The organism is Rahnella inusitata (genome assembly GCF_965118895.1).
In the GTDB taxonomy this organism is placed as follows: Bacteria; Pseudomonadota; Gammaproteobacteria; order Enterobacterales; family Enterobacteriaceae; genus Rahnella; species Rahnella inusitata_A.
Window position 1 is genome coordinate 31697 of record NZ_CBCPJJ010000028.1, and the last position, 20167, is coordinate 51863.

18 protein-coding genes and 1 pseudogene are annotated in these 20167 nt (G+C 45.1%); 18 read left to right on the forward strand and 1 reads right to left on the reverse strand.

Annotated features, from left to right (window positions below):
- Positions 1–3 precede the first annotated feature (3 nt).
- The 14 genes from traN to ACMHLI_RS22210 all read left to right on the forward strand — a co-directional run bounded on the left by traN (position 4) and on the right by ACMHLI_RS22210 (position 15143).
- Positions 4–1872, forward strand: a complete 1869-nt coding sequence (gene traN, locus ACMHLI_RS22145) for a conjugal transfer protein TraN (RefSeq protein WP_413531336.1) — start codon at positions 4–6, stop codon at positions 1870–1872.
- 159 nt (positions 1873–2031) lie between these two features.
- Positions 2032–3624: a TraU family protein gene (locus ACMHLI_RS22150; protein WP_413531337.1), complete on the forward strand. Its 1593-nt coding sequence runs from the start codon at positions 2032–2034 to the stop codon at positions 3622–3624.
- A gap of 38 nt (positions 3625–3662) precedes the next feature.
- Positions 3663–4016, forward strand: a complete 354-nt coding sequence (locus ACMHLI_RS22155; RefSeq protein WP_119823573.1) for a hypothetical protein — start codon at positions 3663–3665, stop codon at positions 4014–4016.
- Positions 4009–4758, forward strand: a complete 750-nt coding sequence (locus tag ACMHLI_RS22160) for a type-F conjugative transfer system pilin assembly protein TrbC (RefSeq protein WP_119823575.1) — start codon at positions 4009–4011, stop codon at positions 4756–4758. Before ACMHLI_RS22155 ends, ACMHLI_RS22160 begins: the two co-directional genes overlap by 8 nt.
- On the forward strand, positions 4758–5255 hold the full coding sequence (locus ACMHLI_RS22165) for a S26 family signal peptidase (protein ID WP_119823577.1): 498 nt from the start codon (positions 4758–4760) through the stop codon (positions 5253–5255). The genes ACMHLI_RS22160 and ACMHLI_RS22165 overlap by 1 nt, the downstream gene beginning before the upstream one ends.
- A gap of 48 nt (positions 5256–5303) precedes the next feature.
- Positions 5304–6128, forward strand: coding sequence for a conjugal transfer protein TraF (locus ACMHLI_RS22170; protein ID WP_413531338.1), 825 nt, complete (start codon positions 5304–5306; stop codon positions 6126–6128).
- Positions 6125–6613, forward strand: coding sequence for a conjugal transfer protein TraF (gene traF, locus ACMHLI_RS22175; RefSeq protein ID WP_119823581.1), 489 nt, complete (start codon positions 6125–6127; stop codon positions 6611–6613). The genes ACMHLI_RS22170 and traF overlap by 4 nt, the downstream gene beginning before the upstream one ends.
- Positions 6614–6625: 12 nt before the next feature.
- Positions 6626–8014 (forward strand): conjugal transfer protein TraH, encoded by a 1389-nt coding sequence (locus ACMHLI_RS22180; protein WP_413531339.1) that lies wholly within the window; start codon positions 6626–6628, stop codon positions 8012–8014.
- Positions 8014–12468, forward strand: coding sequence for a conjugal transfer protein TraG N-terminal domain-containing protein (locus ACMHLI_RS22185; RefSeq protein WP_413531340.1), 4455 nt, complete (start codon positions 8014–8016; stop codon positions 12466–12468). The genes ACMHLI_RS22180 and ACMHLI_RS22185 overlap by 1 nt, the downstream gene beginning before the upstream one ends.
- Before the next feature lie 117 nt (positions 12469–12585).
- On the forward strand, positions 12586–12792 hold the full coding sequence (locus ACMHLI_RS22190) for a hypothetical protein (protein ID WP_413531341.1): 207 nt from the start codon (positions 12586–12588) through the stop codon (positions 12790–12792).
- Positions 12793–12874: 82 nt separating this feature from the next.
- Positions 12875–13219 carry a hypothetical protein gene (locus ACMHLI_RS22195; protein ID WP_413531342.1) on the forward strand — a complete coding sequence of 115 codons (345 nt, stop codon included), beginning with the start codon at positions 12875–12877 and terminating at the stop codon, positions 13217–13219.
- On the forward strand, positions 13216–13725 hold the full coding sequence (locus tag ACMHLI_RS22200; protein ID WP_413531343.1) for a hypothetical protein: 510 nt from the start codon (positions 13216–13218) through the stop codon (positions 13723–13725). The genes ACMHLI_RS22195 and ACMHLI_RS22200 overlap by 4 nt, the downstream gene beginning before the upstream one ends.
- A gap of 423 nt (positions 13726–14148) precedes the next feature.
- Positions 14149–14676, forward strand: coding sequence for a hypothetical protein (locus tag ACMHLI_RS22205; protein ID WP_413531344.1), 528 nt, complete (start codon positions 14149–14151; stop codon positions 14674–14676).
- 98 nt (positions 14677–14774) lie between these two features.
- Positions 14775–15143, forward strand: coding sequence for a hypothetical protein (locus ACMHLI_RS22210; RefSeq protein WP_413531345.1), 369 nt, complete (start codon positions 14775–14777; stop codon positions 15141–15143).
- 193 nt (positions 15144–15336) lie between these two features.
- On the opposite strand, the gene dnaB is transcribed toward ACMHLI_RS22210, so the two are convergent.
- Positions 15337–16680: a replicative DNA helicase gene (dnaB, locus tag ACMHLI_RS22215; protein WP_119823649.1), complete on the reverse strand. Its 1344-nt coding sequence runs from the start codon at positions 16678–16680 to the stop codon at positions 15337–15339.
- Between the two features lie 344 nt (positions 16681–17024).
- On the opposite strand from dnaB, the gene umuD reads away from it, so the two are divergent.
- From umuD to ACMHLI_RS22235, 4 genes and pseudogenes are all read left to right on the forward strand, one after another.
- Positions 17025–17444: a translesion error-prone DNA polymerase V autoproteolytic subunit gene (umuD, locus tag ACMHLI_RS22220; protein ID WP_413531346.1), complete on the forward strand. Its 420-nt coding sequence runs from the start codon at positions 17025–17027 to the stop codon at positions 17442–17444.
- Positions 17445–17450: 6 nt separating this feature from the next.
- Positions 17451–17552, forward strand: a pseudogene (locus ACMHLI_RS22225) (ImpB/MucB/SamB family protein); the annotation flags it as partial.
- 384 nt (positions 17553–17936) lie between these two features.
- Positions 17937–18677, forward strand: coding sequence for an SDR family oxidoreductase (locus tag ACMHLI_RS22230; RefSeq protein WP_413531347.1), 741 nt, complete (start codon positions 17937–17939; stop codon positions 18675–18677).
- Positions 18678–19313: 636 nt separating this feature from the next.
- The gene (locus ACMHLI_RS22235) at positions 19314–20066 is read left to right on the forward strand and encodes an alpha/beta fold hydrolase (RefSeq protein WP_413531348.1); all 753 of its coding nucleotides are present in this window, start codon (positions 19314–19316) and stop codon (positions 20064–20066) included.
- Positions 20067–20167 lie beyond the last annotated feature (101 nt).

Genomic DNA, 20167 nt, shown 5'->3' on the forward strand with positions numbered 1-20167 from the left:
ATAATGGAATTTATTAAAAAAATAATCAGTGCAATTTTAGTGGTCACGCACTTTGTCATGATTATTGGAGTAATGCCTGTCAGCGCTGCCGTTACACCGTCGCCGAATTACGTTTGTGGCCAAGACTTGAATAACAATGGATATCTCGGGGATGAAGGAGAATATCAGTCATGCAACATGGCAACAATAAAACATACGACGCCTGCTAATACCTCCTGTTTGTCGGGATACACCATGCTATCGACCGGCGCCTGCATGAAATATGACTACGCGCCTTTCGGTAGTCAGTGTCCAAGCGGCTATTTCATTCAGAATGGTCGCTGCCTTCAGGAACAATACCTTTCCCCTACAGCATATTGCCCTTCCGGCTATGTATCGACAGGAAGTGGATGTGCGCGTTACGACTATTCATCTCCGTCACAAAGCTGTCCCGCCGGAGGATTCATTCAAAATGGACGCTGCATAACCCAGTCTGAAATTGCACCATCAATGAACTGTCAGGGAAAGGGGAATGGTGGCATCGTATCTTATGCAGGCCAGCCCGCATGTATGAACCAATTACCTGGCAGCTGTCCCGCCAAAAATTCATCCGTGATCGCCACGCAGAATATCCCGATGCCAGGGGGCGGTGCGTGCATGATTTGGATGTATCCAAACTATATTTGTACCCAGGGTTCGTTAAGCAATGGTACGTGTCTTGTTCAGAACGATCAGGGTGTTCCACAACTCAATTGCCCTGGCGGAACCGTGCTTGAAGGTGGCCAATGTAAAAGAACGGAGAATACCGGATACAACTACCTGTGTAGCGTTGGCACACTTACCAACGGACAATGTAAAGTCGTCAACGACGGTGGGCCTGTACAAGCAGTCTGTCAGGCTGGCTATGTACCTGAAAATGGACAATGCGTTAAATCCACGCAGTCTCCAGTCCAATACAGCTGCACTCAAGGAGCATTGAACGGGACAGCTTGCTTATGGGACACACAAGAGAACTATTGTCCGATAGGTGTTAACAATTCATGCCTTAACAACAATGGGGGAGCCTCCTGCTCTGCAAATAAGTGCATTGATATCAGTACTAATAAACCAGTCGATGAGGGCAATATTGATGGTTCTATGCTGGTAAATGACGGCAAGAAAACCGAAGACGGGGTGTGCTTAGACCAGATTTTAATCTTCAGCGGCCGCGCGCAGGATTGTAAGCTTGCAGGTATCGATACAGCCTATAAAAATTGCTGCAAAAGTGAAGGGAAGGTTTTCACTGATTCTGTAGGCCCCATCAGTACTGTGGCATCTGCTGCCGGTAATATTTCAAAAGTTTACGGCGCGGCTCAAGAAGCATATACCTACTATTCTGTTGCGATGACAGCCACTGGCGATACCGCGGTTGCATCATCTATGGCAGCTCAAGGCTTTGGCAATGCCATGATCGTTGCATTTGACCCTACTACATTAGCAATTTCAGTCGCTATCTACTTTGCGATGCAGTACATGATGAAAGCCTGCGATCAAACCTCGATGGAAACCGCAATGGAGGCAGGTTCTGGGTATTGCCACGAAGTCGGCACTTACTGCAAAAAGAAAATTCCTTTACTCGGGTGTGTACAAAAAGCGACCAGCTACTGTTGCTTTAACTCAAAATTGGCCAGAATAATTCATGAGCAAGGCCGCCCGCAGCTTAAGAACTTCAATGGTTGGGGTGATTCAGGTTCACCACAGTGTAGGGGGTTTTCACCTGATGAGTTCCAAGCTCTTGATTTCGGTGCAATTGACTTAACTGAATATGTAGAAGACATGGTAAAAAATACCACTGATCAAATCCAAAGCAACGTTAATCAAATCACTCAGGATTTTTACGAAAAAACAAATTAAATGACCATGCCAAGGCATGCGCCTTGGCTTTTTTAATTGCTTATTTATCAAATGGATAATGAGATTTAATTTCAGATAAAAAATTAACCAAAATCTAGTGTGTGTCCTAATTAATTATAGTTTATGATACAAATATGTATCGTAACGAATAGACGCACCATGAAGAAATTAATCCCGCTTTTAGCTTCAGCAATACTATCGTTTTCAGCATCCGCTTCCGTCGTTGGGAACACTATCGGCCAGGTTTATGACATCGCTGAGCCTGATGCTTTGTCTGAAATAGAACAACGTGTTCAAGCGGTAGACTGGAATAAGGAACTCAATAAAAACCGTGATTCATGGGGAGCGTTTAAGGGCGTTCCTTTGCCGTATGCCAAAGAAACCCGGACACGAACCTTCGTGCCGTTTTATACCTCTGTTATCGACGTTCCTGATAAGGATGGCCGAATCATTTATCCGAAGGGGTACACCTTCAACCCACTCCAATATGTACATCTCCCACAACGCATTGTGATCATCTCACCTGGCCAGGAAGAATGGTTAAAGGGGAAACTACAAGCTACGGACATGGTGCTCTATACGCACGGGGACGTGACTAAGAAAGGTGAAAACATTGGGCGTCCCGCCTTCATTCTTGATTCAAACCTTCAGAAACGTCTCGATGTAAAAGTGACCCCTACCATTGTTGAACAAGAAGGTGCCCATTTAGTTATTAGTGAATTTGAATGGAATCCTAACCGGTCTACAGCCTTATTACGCTCGATGTCCAAAGACATGTTGGCTGCAACATCTGAGCTGATGACAACTGCTTTCAACGCTGTCATCCCAGCTGCACATGCTGAATGTAAAACCTCATTCTTAAATCCAATCACTGATATTGGGTGGAGCTGCATTTTCCCAATGCGCATTGCCGGCGTACAGATTGTTGGCGGTGAAGAAACGCCAACCAGTGGCAGCAGTCCAGTTTGTATTTGTAAGGGGGGGGCCGTTCCGACCATTGGCTTAAAAACGTCATTCTGGGAACCTAAACGCATTATAGATACGGTTTCAGATCCTTACTGCATGATGCCCTTGGGAACATCATTGAATACTCCAAAACCAGGCACGCTCTCCGGGGCGATGAATGAGAACAACACATCAAAACGAGTATTTCAGCAGACTCATTACTATATTTTCCCGGCCTGGAAAATTTTGAACATGTTCTACGACATTCCCTGCCTGGACGATGAAGGGTATGACGTGGCCATGATGACGGAGATTCTGCCTCAGTGGAACAATGACATTCTCAGCCTGATCATCAATCCTGAAGCGCTGCTTTTCGCGAATCCTATTTCGACCATTACATGTTCAGCCGATGCCGCAGCCGCCTCGTTTGGGATGCCAATCAACGCTCTGTTCTGGTGTATGGGGTCATGGGGGAATGCTTACCCTCTCTCAGGTTCAATCACTTCCACTGACTATGTAGAAGCAAATGCAGGCATAGCAGCCAGAACAATCTACATGATGGGAAGACTAGGTCTTCTTTGGAATACCTCTGAGGATGGTTGTTATCGCGAGCTCGCCCCAATTTGGCGAAAAGATCGCTTCAAACTGCAAATGATGCGCCCAACACGTAGCTCAACCTGCCTGCCAATTGGACGAGAAGGATTGCTATGGACCGGTGGCAAGCACGACCCACGCAAAGACAATTTCATGTGGATGATGTTTGAGAAGAAGGATTGCTGTGTTCGCTATAGCGGCTCAGCGCTTTGACATTTTATTGCGCATGCGCAAATTAGAGGACAGGTATTATGGGTTTGCTAAATAAACATTTTTTCTCAGTTCCATTAGTAATGATCATCCTTTTTTATTGGAAAGGTGGTTTGTTCGCGAGTTTATTATTAAAAAGCTCTGACTATATAAATTTTCTTGAGATGAATAAATTAACGCTTGCTTACTACGGCACAGATTTATCTCTCCTGCCATCTTGCATATTACTCATGACCATTTATTTCAGTGCTTATACAGTGGTCATCCTTATTGAATATTCAGTCGAGTTCTACGTTCTTCTAACAAAATCGCCTGCTGCTGATATCAATAATAAAGAAGCCATGAGTGAGGAACTTAAACAGCGTGAAATCAAGGAGGAGACTAAAGATGCGTAACATTCACATTTTCCTCATGGCTATCGTGGCAACTTTCGGCGTGTATGCGGCAGGCAACAACGGCCTGTCAATAAACATAGACAAAGAAATGATGGATGAAGCCACAAAGGTCAATAAAGAAATGTCGCAGGGACTTTCTGAAGACAAGCAGAAAGTTGCAAAACAATTTGCTTCTTCAATTGCTGACTTTTCACGCAGTGCAGCATTTCAACAAAAACAACATGCTGTGAAATCTCAGGTTCTTACTGCAACTGGTTTGAAAGACGAAACAGAAACGAAAAATGGACCGACGCTAGCCGGTAACCAGCTCGTAATGTTTGTATCAAGCAGCATGCCACTGGTTACACTCCGCAACTATGCCCGCGATTTATCAAAGGTCGGGGGAGTAATGGTTATGCGTGGTACCGTCGGTGGAATCAGCAAAATGGTAGATACCGTTACCTTAACCCGTAACGTGTTGAATGCCGATCCTACTTGCGAAGGCGCTAACTGTAAAATGTGGGGAACCGAGATGCTCATCGATCCGATGATATTTCGGATTTATGGAATTCATAAAGTACCAGCGCTTATTTATCAACCTGACATGAATATTCAAAGTTATTGTGATGGCTTAGAAAAAGTCACTAAAGCCTCAAGTGTTGTATATGGAGATGCATCGGTACGAACATTGCTAGAAAGGATGAATGTAATGACTCCAGATGAAAAGGTTAAATCACTTATCTCAACTCTGGAGAATATATAATGAGCTTAACTGCCTTATTGAAATTTTCCCGAGCATCACAGGAAACAAAAAAATTATTGCACACCACCACATTGGCTCTCACTCTTGCGGGAGCCTATACCCTATTTACCCATATTTTAGTCCCTGCAACACATAGTGTTCATCCGCTCGTCTTATATCGCACTGGTGATGTTGCGGCAAAGCAAAACCAATATGTGACATTCCTTCGTACCGATGAATATCTGCCTGGCGGCAAAGCTCACCTTGTCAAACGGCTGGGCTGTATTGGAGGGCAATTCCTGAGCAAAACGGGTAATCAGTTCTATTGCGATGGCACAGAAATAGCGCTGGCAATGTTGCGCGATAGCAATGGGAAGAGCCTGCCGCAGTTCAGTTATACCGGCGTTATCCCCACTGACATGGCCTTTGCTGTAGGTGACACGACAGACAGCTATGACAGCCGTTACTGGGGATTATTGAAGATCTCAGATACCGAACGCCTAGTTCCTATCTTCTAAGGTTTTGCGCATGCGCAAAAATGCCAAAATTTCAGTGTAGAGGAATATATGTACAAGAAATTCATCACGTTGTCCGTAGCGCTGCTGGCTTTTCAAGTATCTGCCAGTGTAAGTGCTGACGACGCAGCTAAAAGTCCAAAACATGGCCTGTTTTGGTATGAAACGCCCGTAAAAACAGAAGATAAAAAGGATGAAAAGTATCCACGACCAACAATACCCACTTCTGAAGAACTTTTTAGTATGCACCCAAAGGAAATCGAGGCGTTGCTGGATAAGACCAGAGACTACGCCATCTTTAAGCTCTCTCCAGATGCTGTTTTAGATTATTACAAAGTACAAGACGCCGCACGACGTAAGTCGGCTGCATTCACCAACTTAACCGGCTATGTCATGCTTGAAAATCCGCAAATGAACTCTGCGCAGGATTACCCTATTACCAATCCAGGAACAGCGGAAAAACAGCGTGAGAAGCAAACTCTCAAATCGCAAAACCTTGTTAAAAATAGAGAAGATTATGCGCTGATCTTCTTTACCGCACCTAATTGTGGCTTCTGCGTACAGCAATCCAAAGTCTTAGAAAGTTTTCAGCGAGATACAAATTGGTATATCAAAGAAATTGATATTACTCGCCAACCTGAAGTCCGTAAGAAATTCAACATCGACCGTCCTCCAGTAACCATTCTCATTAAACGCAATTCAGAGAAAGATAAATGGATGCCAGTATCCGTAGGCGTCGATTCTCTCGATAACCTCAAAACCAGCATTTACAACATGACTCGCGTATTGAGCGGCAATCTTGACCCTCGCCAATTCTTCACTAATGAGCAGCAGCAGGACGGGTTCTTTGACCCATTGAAAGGAGCCAAGAAATGAAGACATTAGCAGCTATATCACTCAGCGTAATGATGCTATTGCCTACTCATTTTGCTTTTGCAGGTGAGGATGTTTCGGCACTGCAAAATCCTGTGCCAAATAATTCCGTGACCGAGGGGTTATTTAAGAATCGTAATAAATTCGCTTTGCTCTTCTTTGTTCAGCCTGGCTGTATTTACTGCGCAAAACAGTTAACCGTTTTGCAAGAATTTCAGAAGATGACTGGGTGGTATATCAAAACCATCGACATTACCGAAAACCCCAACGCCAAAGCGGATTTCAATGTTAGTGGCACACCCGTTCTAGTCCTTATTAAGAAAAACATGCCTCGTAATAAATGGTGGGCTCTCTCTATCGGCTTCTCTCCTTTAGACACCCTCAGTTCTGATGCGTATACGGCGATCAGGATACTTAACGGCCAAATGCCTCAAGGCCATCTTTACGTTCGCAGTCAGGCGAGCGCGACCACTCCTATTACGCAATAGTTGGGTACCCAAATGAAAGATCTCAAAGGTATTTTTATAATTTTCGTGGCGATGCTTTCCCCCGTTACTTCCTATGCTGCCAATTGGGCAGACAAATGGTTTGATAACGCAATTTATGACACGCCAAGTAGTTTCAATAGTCAGACTCGCGGCTATTACACAATGGGGGGCTTTACCGCACGCACTACAACCAGTACCGACTATCCCATTACCATATCACCACCACGACTTTCAGTAGGTTGTGGTGGTATCGATGGATTCTTGGGAGGTTTCTCGTTCCTTGACCCGGATTACCTTGTAGAGAAAGCACAGCGGGCAATGCAAGCAGCTCCTTACGTTGCATTTGATATGGCTCTCAAGACGATGTGCAAAGAGTGTGCAGATACGCTCGGCAAGGTAGAACAGTTGACTAACTTCCTTAACGGAATTCAGCTTAATGAATGTTCACTGGCTAAACCTATAGCGACCGCTGCGATCGAGCGTGACCCAATGGCGCTTCAGGGATTGTGGACTGAGATGACCGGCACAAAAAACCTTGATGAAGCGACAGACCGCATGTGGTCTGACACTACGTCGAAAATTAAAGCAGCGGACGATAAACCAATCGCAGATCTTAAGTCGATGATTTCAGGTTGCCCGGTCGAATTCCGTGATCTGATGCAACACGGCTCCATTGTTCAACGAGCAGCAGCAAAAGTAGGTATGGCCGACTACGCAGATACCATTCGCGGTTACATGGGTGATGTCTGGATAGAGTCGAAAACCAACGACAAGATCCCCGTTGCAACCAGCGTTTCAAGTTGTCCACAGAACAAAAAGTTCAGCTTAGACGACATGCTCAATGGGCGATCTTTTGTAAAGACAATCGATAAGCAGTGTGTTCCATCCGGTGCCCGTCCAGTGCGGACGGTCGTATATCAGAAAATGGAGAGCATTGTCTCTCGGATGAAAAATAATCAGCCTCTTTCAACTGAAAATATCGCATTCATTAATTCTACCAATCTCCCCGTCATGGTGATGTTAAAGCAGGCCGTAGTTACTGGTCAGGAAGAGGTAGTCCTTAACGTATTGTCAGAGCTCGTCGGTTTGTATTACAGCTATTTCATTTTTACTGACCTTTATCGTAATACCGAAAACACCTTCGACAAAGTTAATGAAATGGTTTCTTCTCCGATGTCGGACCCGAATGCAGGTTCGAAGCCTTGTCGTATGGATTTGTTTAAACCTGCGATTGCAAAGTTTGATGACCTGATCCAGCAATCACATACGGCCAGTACCAAAGTAGAAGCCGCATATACCAGCCGCCTTCAGTCCTATGTTCTTAACCAAAACTTTGCTCAAACTTTTGAAAAAATGGAACGTCAGCAAAAAAGTGACAGCGCAGCTGAAGGATTACGCTAATGAATAAAAGAACATTACTCCTACTAAGTTTATTAGTCGTTAGTCCTGCTGCTTTTGCGATGGACGCTGAATACGTTGTAATGGGGGGGTTCACAACCATTGTGAATGCCTTCACGCGTATCAAGTTCATTTTTAATGACAACCAATACCAAGCGTTGGTGACAGCGTTTGTCGTGATGGGGATGATTTCGGCCTTACTCTTAAAATCAGCAAGGGGAGGGCTAGAGTTCCTTGAAACGGGTAAAGGGCAGATGGGCGTCGGTTGGTTGGGCTTTACCATTTTGGGAACAATGATGTATTTCGGATTGGTACAACCAAAAGGGACAATCCATATTTATGACCAAAGCCGTAACCAATACCAGGCTGTGAGCGGAATCCCCGATTTTCTGATCCTTACTGCCGGTGTAACGAACCAAGTCTATCAAGCCGTAGTAGAGATCTCTAATCGGGACACAGCATCTACAACACGTTTCACCGGTGAGGGAACTCCGATCAAGATGTTACTTGGTGTCCTAAACCGGAGCGGGGCGCAATATGACTCGTACTTGCGTGAAAACATTAAATCTATGTGGAATCAGTGTGAACCCATAGCAGAAACACGCGGTTTTGATCCGCGTGTTCTCAAATCGGGTTCTTCTGTTCTTGATGTCATATCCGCATTAAGTCCTTTGCGCAATCAGGCAACCTACACCACTTGGGTAAGCCCTTCAGTTCCTTCTGGAGTGGCTGTTACTTGTGAGCAGGCATATTTGAGCCTACGTAGCGATTTAGGCAATCCTGCTGCATATAGTGCCAGATTGCAGGACGTATGTTCTAAGAACGGATACAACGTGGTTAACGCCTCGCAGCTGGCTGATTGCAAAGGTCGTATGGAGTCTGGTTTCCAAACTATTTTTGGCGCATCTGGGCTTTCCCTTAGTTCTGCAATGAGCAACATCGTGGTTTCTCAGGCTATTACCGATGCCATGATGCAAAATAACCCGGATGTTGCTACGACAATGCTGACGAACCGCGCCATGATTAATGGTGGGATGGCCGATGCACTTACTAATCCTGAGTGGCTAAGTTTCATCATGGCCGGCGTACTCGCAATCATTCTCTGTATTACCCCGATGCTTTTGCTTCTTGTCTTTACCCCCCTAATGATGAAAGCCCTTGTTCTGCTTTTCGGCCTGTGGATCTTTATCACAACCTGGCAAATTGCGGACGCAATGCTACTACAGGCAGGAACAGACGAAATTCTTACAGCAATGAGTGAGATTAAGTCGATGGGTCTCGGTATCGATGCAGTGCAGATGGGTCCTTCCGCTGCGATGAAAGCAATGGCCGTAATGGCATCGGCCCGCGAAAGTGCTGTCCAGATAGCAATGTTGGTTGCCGGTATTTGCGGTGTCAGCGCCTTCGGTATTGGTGCGTTAGGTCAGAAGGCAATGGGTCGTCTTGATAAGGTTAACGAGGAAAGTGCCGAAAAGACGCTTACCCAAGAAGGTCGCGGCCACCAGTTAAACAGCATGCGTCAGGGAGCTGCAACCGAGAAAACCTTTGGGGAATTTGGCGGCAATATCGACGCCCTTAGCAACGCCTCCGCCTTCAATGATTCCCGCGATGTATATAACGCGGGCTCTCAGATAAATGCTCTGGGTGGAATGGGCAGTGCAGCCCAACGGACCGGTTCAGTTGATGCTGGCCGCGCGGTGGGTTCAACCAAAGGATATGAAGGCGGTAATGCTGGAAGCGGGTACACGATGGCTGAAAGTACCTCGATGACACAAACGGAAACCGGAGTGGGTGATAGCGCAGGACGTCGCGACTCGGCTGAAGCGCAGAATATGTCTGTTTCGAACCAGATGAGGCTTAATAGTGGTGTCACTAACACAATGCAAACAGCAGATTCTAAATCGAGCCTTGGAATAGCTGGCGGTAATTTGTCAGATCTCAATGATCAGCAAGGCTCCCTTCATAATGTTGAACGCCAAGCTCAGATTGGTGCGGCACAAGGTACTCAACAAGCTGCGGATACGACCGGTAAATCTGTTACGGACTTCTCCAGGGATAGAACCTCAGTAGACGCTACAAATGACCATGCCTCCGGACAGGGACAACTTCAAGCGGCCGGCGGCACACTTAGTGGGCTTCATTCACGTACACAGTCTGTCTCTTCAACTGAAAGCGCCCAACGTAAGGGTAATGCAGACGCCCTTCATATTGCATATGGTTCCAATGCAGGCATTGAGCAAGGCGTGGCCGAAAGCCAAGGTGAGCACTTAACCCAAAATTCTCATGATATGCGTGAGCAGAAAGCAAACGTTAAGGAAATTCAAGCTGCTACAGGTAAAAGTGAAAGCGATTCTCGTGACCTTCTTGCCGCTGGCCGTTCAGCTGAGCAAATGGGTGTTCTGGAGGGAAATGGCTACAGTCCTAAGCAGGTTCAGGAAAATACAGCTTACTCCACTGAAAAAGGTGCTGCGGTCATCGCTGGCGAGCAAACAGCATACAATGAGCGTGGCGTGCAGATGGTCGATACGGCACATCGCCGGGGTGAGATCGAAACTCATCAAGGCATTTCTGACCAAGGCGCATTCAATACTGTAAGCAAAGGGATCGGCGGAGATAAAGCGGCAACTGATGCTAAAGCGGGTGCGAATACAGTTCTGGCCGTCACGAAGCCAGAAGCAGAAAATTTACGAGACAACCAGTTAATCACTAAAACTCAGGCTGATGCAGTTCCACAAGATGGTGTCGGTGTAGTTCACATGTCTCGACGTGAAGATGCTGAAGGCAATAACATTTCGACTGGTTCACTCCAAACGGGTAATAACACAACCGTAGATAACAGTTGGAGAAATGATAGTGGTCAGACACTCGGCACCGAAATTAGCGCACAGCAGAATCTCCAGGATTACAAATCTGTAGAAGGTCTGATTAACGCGACAGAACGGGCTAATCCTGGCTCGGCTCCATTAGTTGTTGGAGCTGAAGCGGCACGAAGCCTCTCGCCAATTCTTCAACAACATAGTAATTCAACGTCACAGCAAACAATAAGAGGTGGCGTAGACGTGGGTGATGGTGGAGTCATCGGTGGTCTTGGCAAGGTGCTGGGCGTTAAACTAAACGCCGGAGTTGGTGCTGATCATATCAGCGCAGATGGAGAGACTTATAACAAAATTGCTGGAGCATTTAGCCAAAAGGTCGGGCAATTCCAGACAGCAGCCACCAAAGAGGCAGATGTCCGAGGGATGCAAGGTGCCGACCGCGAGGAGTTTATTAATCAGACCACCGCTATCAGGACCTCTGCTCTGTATAACGAAGCATTAGCTGTAACCAAGCAAAATGCTGAATCAGCATCAAGTGGTTCCATCATAAATGATATTAGTACCCCTAAGCCAGTCGGCAGCTCTACCCAGCCGACTCAAGCAAATGAAACTGGCTTCTCACGTAATGGTGTATCAAGTCCTCAAGAAATGGTTGAACAGATGAGAAGACAGCAACATGCCGCTGCATTATCAGAGCAACCAATCAAAACATCCGATATTACAAGTCCGCAAGGGACACCAGCACATATAAACGCAGCTACGTTAGTTAGTGGAGTGAACCCTGTGTCTGATGGAAGAGGGATGCACAACCAGAACACTACCTCTGAACAAACAGGCCATGTCGGTAACGCGCATACAACTCAAAATTCGCCAGCGACTAGTAATTCTATGACGCCAGGTTATGGCGAAAGTCGAGCTCCGGACTCAGCCTTAAATGAAAGAGGTATACATAACCCGAATGCAACCTCTGAACAAACAGGCCATGTCGGTGACGCTGATACAACTCAAAATTCGCCAGCGACAAGTAATTCTATGACGCCAGGTTATGGCGAAAGTCGAGCTCCGGACTCAGCCTTAAATGAGAGAGGTTTACATAACCCGAATGCTACCTCTGAACAAACAGGCCATGTCGGTGACGCACATTTAACTCAAAATTCGCAGGCGACAAGTAATTCTATGACACCAGGTTATGGTGAAAGTCGAGCTCCGGACTCAGCCACAAATGAGAGAGGTATTCATAACACGAATACTACCTCTGAAAAAACAGGCCATGTCGGTGACGCGCATACAACTCAAAATTCGCAGGCGACAGTAAATTCTATGACGCCAGGATATGTCGAAGGTCGAACTGCGGATTCGAACGTGCATTTCAATGAACATCAAAATACACCTGCTACGCCAGAACAAACAGGATTGAATACAGGAGGGTATTCACAATTGGACAACAGCCAGCAATGGGCTAACCAAAACACGGGGAGAGTAGCAAAATCAGAGAACACAAGCGTTAATCAAGACGAAAGTGTATCTCAACAAGAAGACACTGGGTCTTCGCAGCACCCCCCAGTTGCCGGAGGGTTAAGCGGCGCTGGAGTACCTACACAAGGGGGGACAATCGCTAAGGATCCTAAGGTTCCACGTTGAATAAAGGCCAAGGATGGCTTTCAATTTAGGTGGAAAATGTAACAGAAATATGTTATAGATTTGATGGTGGAAAATATCGCCTTAAGTTTTAAAAGGCAAGACAATCAAGGGGAACATATGAAAAAATGGATAACTGGATTTTTTGGCGACCTGCGCACTATATGGCGTGAGTTTCGCAAGGAAATAGATGATGCAAACGCTACTGAAACTGTTAATACAGTTAGTGACGAGCGTCGTAAGCCAGGTGAAGCTTTCGGGCCAGATTACAGCTACACGAAGATAAGTAATCAGCACCGCATTAATAATGGTTGGAAGTTTCCTTAAATTGCGCATGCGCAAAAAGATGCAGCATTAACTCGGCTTTTTTTTGACTTTAAATGATACATATTTGTATCATAGGTATGATATGAAACCACTAAATGTTTTGTTTTTAATGATCATTACCGCGCCTTGTATTAGCCACGCATTAATCCTTACCCCAGAAGACACCATTGTCTCGGAGAAAATCCGATATATGCAGGATGTCAGCGGTACTGACAATTCAAAAATGGCGGCGCTTGTACAGACTGACCAGGCATTTACCCAATGGTGCAACCGCCTATCGACGGTTATGGATCTGAAGAGGATTAGTCGGCAAGAAGGATTTCAAACGCTGTATGAGCAAGTTAAGCAGGGCAGAGCACTGGGCATGACCCAAACAAAAGCACTGCTCATCAAAGATAACCCTCTATTTTGTAAGGAAAAGGCATGAGTAATGATGTAATTAACGCGGTCGGAATTTGTGTTTTGGCCGCCTTAGTATGGTATGTGCATATTTATTTACCTCGTAAAAAGCGCAGCGACCCAGGGGAGCTGAAAGTAAAATCTGTAATGGATAACAAAGAGTGCGGATTATATCAGGCGATTAATAACACCTTCGGACGTGATTACATCATTAAAAACAACGTTTGCTTAGATGATGTTATTTACTCTCCTTCTTTAGATAAAAAACAACATTTTAGAAAATACCTACGTGGTCAATCAGTCATGTATTTGATTATTGACTATCAACTGTCACCCGTTCTAGCTGTAACTTTTACTGAGCCAGATGATGACGTGAAATTACAATACTTGGCTAACGCAGGAATAGGGTGTTGCATCTTCGATAGAGCAACCTCTGCGGAGTTGATTGAAAAAGAACTGAAATCCGTTTCAACCCTAAATGTAAAGCCAAATAAGGTGGCACCTGTAACACATACTTCTGTAGAACTTGGTTAGTGTACTCCTTAATAGAAATGCCTGGGTGTGTCAGCACCCAGGCATTATGTAGTTTAAGAAATGACATTAAAGTTTATATAAACGATAATTATTTCTTAGGCACAACGATATTGTAGATAGTGGTAACAACTAACACCGTCAACACAAATACAGCCTGCCAGAACATGATTGGATCAGTTTCCATAATCACTCCTTTCTTCAAGTTCAGTTTAATTATACGTTGTTTTTTGAAAACTATCCTGACTCGAAAATGTCGTGCTTTCTTTGCTTGAAATTTCTGGGCATTTCAACTCGGTAAAGCTCGTATAATACGGTTAATCCCGATTAAAAAAGGCCCCCAACACGAGTAATGCCAGTCAGTATCGTCAAGCGGTGAAGCAATTTCACACAGAGGACATCAAGCCATCTCGGTATGCCGATTCGATGGCCTCCCAATCTGGTGATGCCATTTTCAATATTCCCAATCAAGTTTATAAAGATAATGCCGATGTATTCTTGAAACTCTTTTCGCTCATGGTGACTATGAACATACGAACTACCGCCAATGCATTTGCGCTTATCCTCTTAGGTCTCTCTTACTCAGCTCTGGCTAATAGCGATCTATGCTCAACAGTTACGTTTGAAGCCTTTGGGGAACCTAAGCAGACTCTCAGAGATTGTGCTGACCCCTATGAATCCTTTTGGGTAGCGTTAACGATTGATGATAAGCGCTTTATGACCCAAGGATTAGGCTTGGTCGTGCCGCAAACGTCATCTCAACAGCGTGGTGACGAGATGCAATTCTTAACAATTCAGGTCACTAAGAATAATAATGAATATACTGTTCGCTTCCTGCGGGCGATCAATGGTCAATCAATTTACTGGTCTGGTATCATGTTGCCGGGTCATCAACAAGACGTGACCATCAAAGGGCATAAGGTTAATATCCGCTTTGAGCGTCAAAAAAACTGATATTCACCATTGGTACTCGCGACAGAACATTTCTTGTTTGTCGGTGAGTGCCATAAGTTAGAGAACATGATAATAAATATTATTTTAACGGCGAATCTATGAAAATTGTTGGTCTGTTGATTATTGCCTTTAGTTTTATGTCTGGCTCAGCGTATGCAAATGATTTGTCACCATCAGAAGATGCAGCCGTTCAAGTAAGCCAGTTTCTGAATATGCCTGGTGTTGCGGTTGAGTTGGGTGCAGTACCCGGTCATGAAGGGGCAGTTGCTCCTTTAATGCTAGGGGCTGCCCGCAAATTTAACGATCAGGCGAAAGCTCATGGCATGAACTGCGAGCAGGCTGGCCAGAATTATGGTTCTGTCATGAGTAAAATGAACGATGAGAATCCTACGCCTCATGGTGGTATTTTAGGCAGTCTTCTTTCTGCTTACCAAGCGGCAGATTGCAAAGAGCGAATTGTGAAATAAGCAAATAGAAAGGCTCCCGAAGGAGCCTTTCTATTTCGTGCTTAATGCTGGAAATTCTGTAAGGCCGTCACTCGGATGGCCCAAAACGAAGATCTGAAAATCAGGCTTCACTGGTATGCCGAATAGCTCTCCCAACTCAGCGGCTCTCATGCCGGCCGCCATGATCTCGATGTACTCAAAAGTCAGCTTGTCCCTACCCACCGGCATAGTTATCAAACCTAGCCCACTGGCCGTTAAAACAAAGGTTCACTGTGCCAATCGGACCGTTACGTTGCTTTCCAAGAATGATCTCGGCTACTCCCTTATTCTCACTTCTTTCGTTGTAGACTTCATCCCTGTAGATGAACAGGATCAGATCAGCATCCTGTTCTATAGAGCCTGACTCGCGCAAATCCGAGTTAAGCGGGCGCTTATCAGCACGCTGTTCTAAAGACCGGTTCAACTGAGATAACGCCACAACTGGTACGTCGAGCTCTTTAGCCAGGGCCTTAAGCGAACGCGAGATTTCTGCGATTTCCAGTGTACGGTTACCTTCAATTTCAGGAACACGCATTAGCTGAAGGTAATCGACCATAATCATGCTAAGCCCTCCATTGTCACGGAAAACACGACGTGCACGACTACGCATTTCAGTCGGAGTTAATCCAGCCGTATCATCAATGACTATATTATTGCGTTCAGTAAGGACACCGGCGACACCACCAATCCGCCCCCATTCATCGTCGGATAACATACCAGTGCGAATGTGGCTCAGGTCAACCTTACCGAGCGATGCAAACATGCGATTCATTAGCTGGTCTTTAGGCATTTCGAGGCTGAATATCAGTACCGGTTTTTCCTGCGTTATCGAGACGTTCTCACACAGGTTCATTGCGAAAGCTGTTTTTCCCATTGAAGGGCGAGCGGCTACTATGATCAAATCTGAATTCTGTAAGCCTGCTGTTTTCTGATTTAGGTCGAGAAATCCAGTATCAAGGCCGGTTACACCATCATGCGGCTTATCATGCAGCGCTTGCAGTTTTTCAACTGCAATATCGAGAACATCGCGAATACCGACAGGCCCGTTTTTCTTGTCTGACCGCACGGCAGAAATTTCAAATACTCGACGTTCTGCAAGGTCAAGTAACTCACCTGCCGTCAGCCCACGCGGTAAACAAGTTTGTTTGACAATATCGTTAGCCACGAACAAAAGTTCTCTCTTGACCGATGCCTCACGAACAATCATTGCATAAGCGTGAATATTCGCAGCTGAAGGCGTATTTTTAGACAGTTCGGCAAGATAGGCGAACCCACCACTCTGCTCCAACAAACCTTTGCTCTCAAGTGAATCAGTCAGGGTAACAAGGTCGATCGGAAAATGCCTTGCGATCAAAGCATGCATCTCGTTAAAGATGGTTTTATGAACTCTCGAATGAAAATCACTGACTACCAGCAGCTCTGAGACCGTATCCCAACGCTCATTATCAAGCATCAGTCCACCCAAAACGCTAGATTCAGCTTCATGCGAAAACGGTGTGGATTGAGCCACTACAGACATAGGCAGTGTGTTGGTAAGAGGGGCTTGGTTCACAGTGATACCTGAAGATAAAGAGTTGATGGAAGCGATGTATTGAAATATGAAATTGCTTAAAAATGATAGTTATAAAGTTTAAGACAATACATCGCATGATACATATTTGTATCACAAAGAATATAACAGAAATGTGTTACACACAAGAGACCACTGCATAACATCAACAGGAGGAATGGAAAGCAATAGGGAAATTATTTTCACTGATATAACAGCTATCTGCCTTAAATGACCAGGCATAAGCCTTGCCGATAGGAAAAATTGCATACATACTAAATACTGTATATAAACACAGTAAAGAGACTCCATTCATGAAACTCGAAACATATCTCCCATTAATTGGATCTCGTATAAAGCTGCCACTTTATGGGCACACCTGCCAAGCTGGATTTCCATCCCCAGCACAGGATTATGTAGAGGCGCAGCTCGATCTCAACGAGCTTTGCATTCGTCACCCCGCAGCAAGCTTCTTCGTCAGAGCGGAAGGGGACTCAATGATAGAGTCAGGGATTTTGTCAGGTGACCTTCTCATTGTGGACAAAGCAGAAACCCCCACACACGGTGACATCGTTATTGCAGCAGTAGAAGGCGAGTTCACAGTCAAAAGACTCTGCACACACCCGGTTCTATGCCTGCAACCGATGAACCCTGCATATAAACCTATATTCGTAGAACCTGACGATTTAGAAATTTTTGGCGTCGTTATCCATGCCATTCACACTTTCAGGTAATCCGCTATGTACCTGCTTTGCGATGTAAATGCGATGTACGCTAGCTGCGAGCAGATCTTCAGGCCTGACCTGAAAGGTAAGCCGGTTCTCGTCCTTAGCAACAATGATCTGAGTGGTGAGAATCGTTAGTTAATTTGATGCTATTCATGTCAGCAGCTCTGGAGTGTTGTTTGGTCTGCTATGAGCCTTGCATTCATTGGCTTGAGAGACATCCTGGACAATAAGCGTCTCGGTGCCTGCTGAAATTGGCAGATTCATCAGGAAGAACGGGAACAAGTGGGCAAATGTGATTGCGTATTAAGACCATGCCACAATGCTGGGCACAGACCAAAGCGTAGGAACTGCTGAGAACGATTAGCCCGGTGCTTGCGAACCTGGAATGCTTCAGACAAAGTTCGGAAATTATTTTAACAAGACATGACTTGGTTAATTGCGTGATTTTAACTAGAATGTAATACGGTGCATTTCTAAACATCATATTAAGGGCAAGTTATGTTACACGGGAAGAAAATAGTAGTAACCGGCGGCGGACGCCATTTTGGGAGGGCATTATCGATATGGTTTGCCAGAGAAGGCGCTGATGTTTCGCTCTGTAGTCGTAACGTGCAACAGGCCGTGGCAACGGCCAATAAGATCCAGAATGAAGGAGGAATTGCTAGGGCTTATCAATGTGATATCGCCGATATTGTATCTGTGCGACAATTTGCAGCGCTGGTGGTTGCTGACCAAAAGCCTATAGATATCTTAGTGCTAAGCGCGGCCCAATGGCTTGATGGTGCCTTAGCAAGCGGCGAAAGTGATGAAGAGATCTTCAGTACTATAAATTCGGGATTAACAGGATCTGTTTTGCTGACCAAAGCGCTTTTACCTCATATGAATCGAGTTCAAGGCAGCGATATCGTTGCTATAAATTCTTCATGCGGTGTACCTAACTTTACGGAATCAGTAGCTCATCCGGCTTTCTTTGCAGCCAAGCAAGGGCTGGGGGCATTTTGCCATAAAATCTCGAAAACTTTATCAGCTGACAATATTCGCGTTACTTCACTGTATCCACCAGATTTTGAAACCTTGGATATTGATGAAGATATTTCTCTACATGACAGAACGGGGCAGAGTTTGCTCACCGGACAATCCGTATGGCAAACATTGAAATTTGTTGTAACGCAGCCACGCAGTTGTCATATAAGCGCGATTCATTTTCAGGGACCTACTAGGGAAGATTTGATAGCGTAAAGCATGGACTCGATTAACTTAACGTTGTATGCGGATAGCAGGCAACGTATTTTGGTAAGTGAAAAATGTCTCTTCTCCACTATTGTTTCAGAAATTTTCTGAACTTCTTCCCATAAATTAAAATAGCACGATGTAAGCAACATTCTTTTTTAAAACAAAGCGGTCTGACACGACGTAAAGGCAGCTTTGCGCTAGAGGCGGACGTTATGCTTGTGCACAAATTGTCGGACAGTGTCTAGGTAAACTCTTTGGATTCAACGCATTGCCAGTGAAATTAATAGATGACCTACCAAGATTAGATTCACTGGCTATTCGTCATTTCACCGTAATGAGCGTTTAGGATTTTTTCAAAGCCATTTTTAGCACACAAATACCCGTGCAAGAAATTTGGGCAGCGATGACTGATGCAACGGATCGCGAAAAAAATTGTTCAGTCCTAAAGTATAAACTTTCTGGCAACATGCAAGGGTAGGCGTGTTATTAATGTGCGCTAGAGGAAAAGCATAAGCCTATCCAGAGCCTGTAACGAATAAAATTTTCACTCTCTGCTTTTACCAAGACAATGCAATTGTATTTTTATTGGCATGAATAACAGCTCCTAGTACGAATTGTATTTTGACTATAATGAATCAACGGATGGTAAAAATGGTTGACACGCCAATGCGCTCTTTTACATCGTCAATACCAGCTAATCCGCAAGCATGGGTGTTAGTGCATGGGGCATGGCACGGTGGGTGGTGTTGGGATAAGGTGGTTGCATTGCTACAAGCAAGGGCGCTGTTCGCCAGCGCACCAACACTTACCGGTCTGGCTGAGCGTGAGTCAGAACTATCAAGGAGAGTGACGTTAGAGACTCACGTTGAGGATATTGTTAAACATGTTCGCAGCCTACAACGTGCGGATATTACACTCGTTGCACACAGCTATGGGGGATTTCCCGCAACCTTGGCGGCCAAAAAACTAGGAGGTATAGTCAGACACCTTATACTGCTCGATGCTTTCTTACCTATTAATAAGGAGAGAGTCCTTGATCATGCCCCTCAACTAATCGACTCCTACACTGCATCTGTTTTGGCTGATAAGAAATGGCATATTCCACCGCTTCCCTCAGAGATGTTTGGTGTGGACAAAGCTGATCGCATGTGGGTCGATGCGTTACTGACGCCGCAGCCGGTCAACACTTACTTCCATGCTGCGGAGCTACCATTTACCATAGATAAGTTCAGGAAATCTTATATTCGCTGCTTACAGGCACCCGGCGATTTGCTGTCTCGATCACTTGAGCGAATTCATGCAGATTCTTCATGGAAATATTATGAAATCGATGCGCCCCATGACGTGATGATCACAGCCCCAGAACGGCTCGTTAAGCTGCTTTTACAGCTATGAATGCCCCCCCTTCTCTCACGAAACTTTTAGTACCGCAGACGCCGATTTTAGATATTTCATCGAATTTCATCAAGTTTGTTCTAATAGTCAATTGCCGCCTT

What these genes read in the sequence shown, in the direction of transcription:
- traN (WP_413531336.1), top strand. Translation starts at nt 4, where the DNA reads ATGGAATTTATTAAAAAAATAATCAGTGCAATTTTAGTGGTCACGCAC.
- ACMHLI_RS22205 (WP_413531344.1), top strand. Translation starts at nt 14,149, where the DNA reads ATGGCCTCCCAATCTGGTGATGCCATTTTCAATATTCCCAATCAAGTT.
- umuD (WP_413531346.1), top strand. Translation starts at nt 17,025, where the DNA reads ATGAAACTCGAAACATATCTCCCATTAATTGGATCTCGTATAAAGCTG.
- ACMHLI_RS22200 (WP_413531343.1), top strand. Translation starts at nt 13,216, where the DNA reads ATGAGTAATGATGTAATTAACGCGGTCGGAATTTGTGTTTTGGCCGCC.
- ACMHLI_RS22190 (WP_413531341.1), top strand. Translation starts at nt 12,586, where the DNA reads ATGAAAAAATGGATAACTGGATTTTTTGGCGACCTGCGCACTATATGG.
- ACMHLI_RS22195 (WP_413531342.1), top strand. Translation starts at nt 12,875, where the DNA reads ATGAAACCACTAAATGTTTTGTTTTTAATGATCATTACCGCGCCTTGT.
- ACMHLI_RS22230 (WP_413531347.1), top strand. Translation starts at nt 17,937, where the DNA reads ATGTTACACGGGAAGAAAATAGTAGTAACCGGCGGCGGACGCCATTTT.
- ACMHLI_RS22210 (WP_413531345.1), top strand. Translation starts at nt 14,775, where the DNA reads ATGAAAATTGTTGGTCTGTTGATTATTGCCTTTAGTTTTATGTCTGGC.
- ACMHLI_RS22155 (WP_119823573.1), top strand. Translation starts at nt 3,663, where the DNA reads ATGGGTTTGCTAAATAAACATTTTTTCTCAGTTCCATTAGTAATGATC.
- ACMHLI_RS22170 (WP_413531338.1), top strand. Translation starts at nt 5,304, where the DNA reads ATGTACAAGAAATTCATCACGTTGTCCGTAGCGCTGCTGGCTTTTCAA.
- ACMHLI_RS22235 (WP_413531348.1), top strand. Translation starts at nt 19,314, where the DNA reads ATGGTAAAAATGGTTGACACGCCAATGCGCTCTTTTACATCGTCAATA.
- ACMHLI_RS22180 (WP_413531339.1), top strand. Translation starts at nt 6,626, where the DNA reads ATGAAAGATCTCAAAGGTATTTTTATAATTTTCGTGGCGATGCTTTCC.
- ACMHLI_RS22160 (WP_119823575.1), top strand. Translation starts at nt 4,009, where the DNA reads ATGCGTAACATTCACATTTTCCTCATGGCTATCGTGGCAACTTTCGGC.
- ACMHLI_RS22165 (WP_119823577.1), top strand. Translation starts at nt 4,758, where the DNA reads ATGAGCTTAACTGCCTTATTGAAATTTTCCCGAGCATCACAGGAAACA.
- ACMHLI_RS22150 (WP_413531337.1), top strand. Translation starts at nt 2,032, where the DNA reads ATGAAGAAATTAATCCCGCTTTTAGCTTCAGCAATACTATCGTTTTCA.
- dnaB (WP_119823649.1), bottom strand. Translation starts at nt 16,680, where the DNA reads ATGTCTGTAGTGGCTCAATCCACACCGTTTTCGCATGAAGCTGAATCT.
- ACMHLI_RS22185 (WP_413531340.1), top strand. Translation starts at nt 8,014, where the DNA reads ATGAATAAAAGAACATTACTCCTACTAAGTTTATTAGTCGTTAGTCCT.
- traF (WP_119823581.1), top strand. Translation starts at nt 6,125, where the DNA reads ATGAAGACATTAGCAGCTATATCACTCAGCGTAATGATGCTATTGCCT.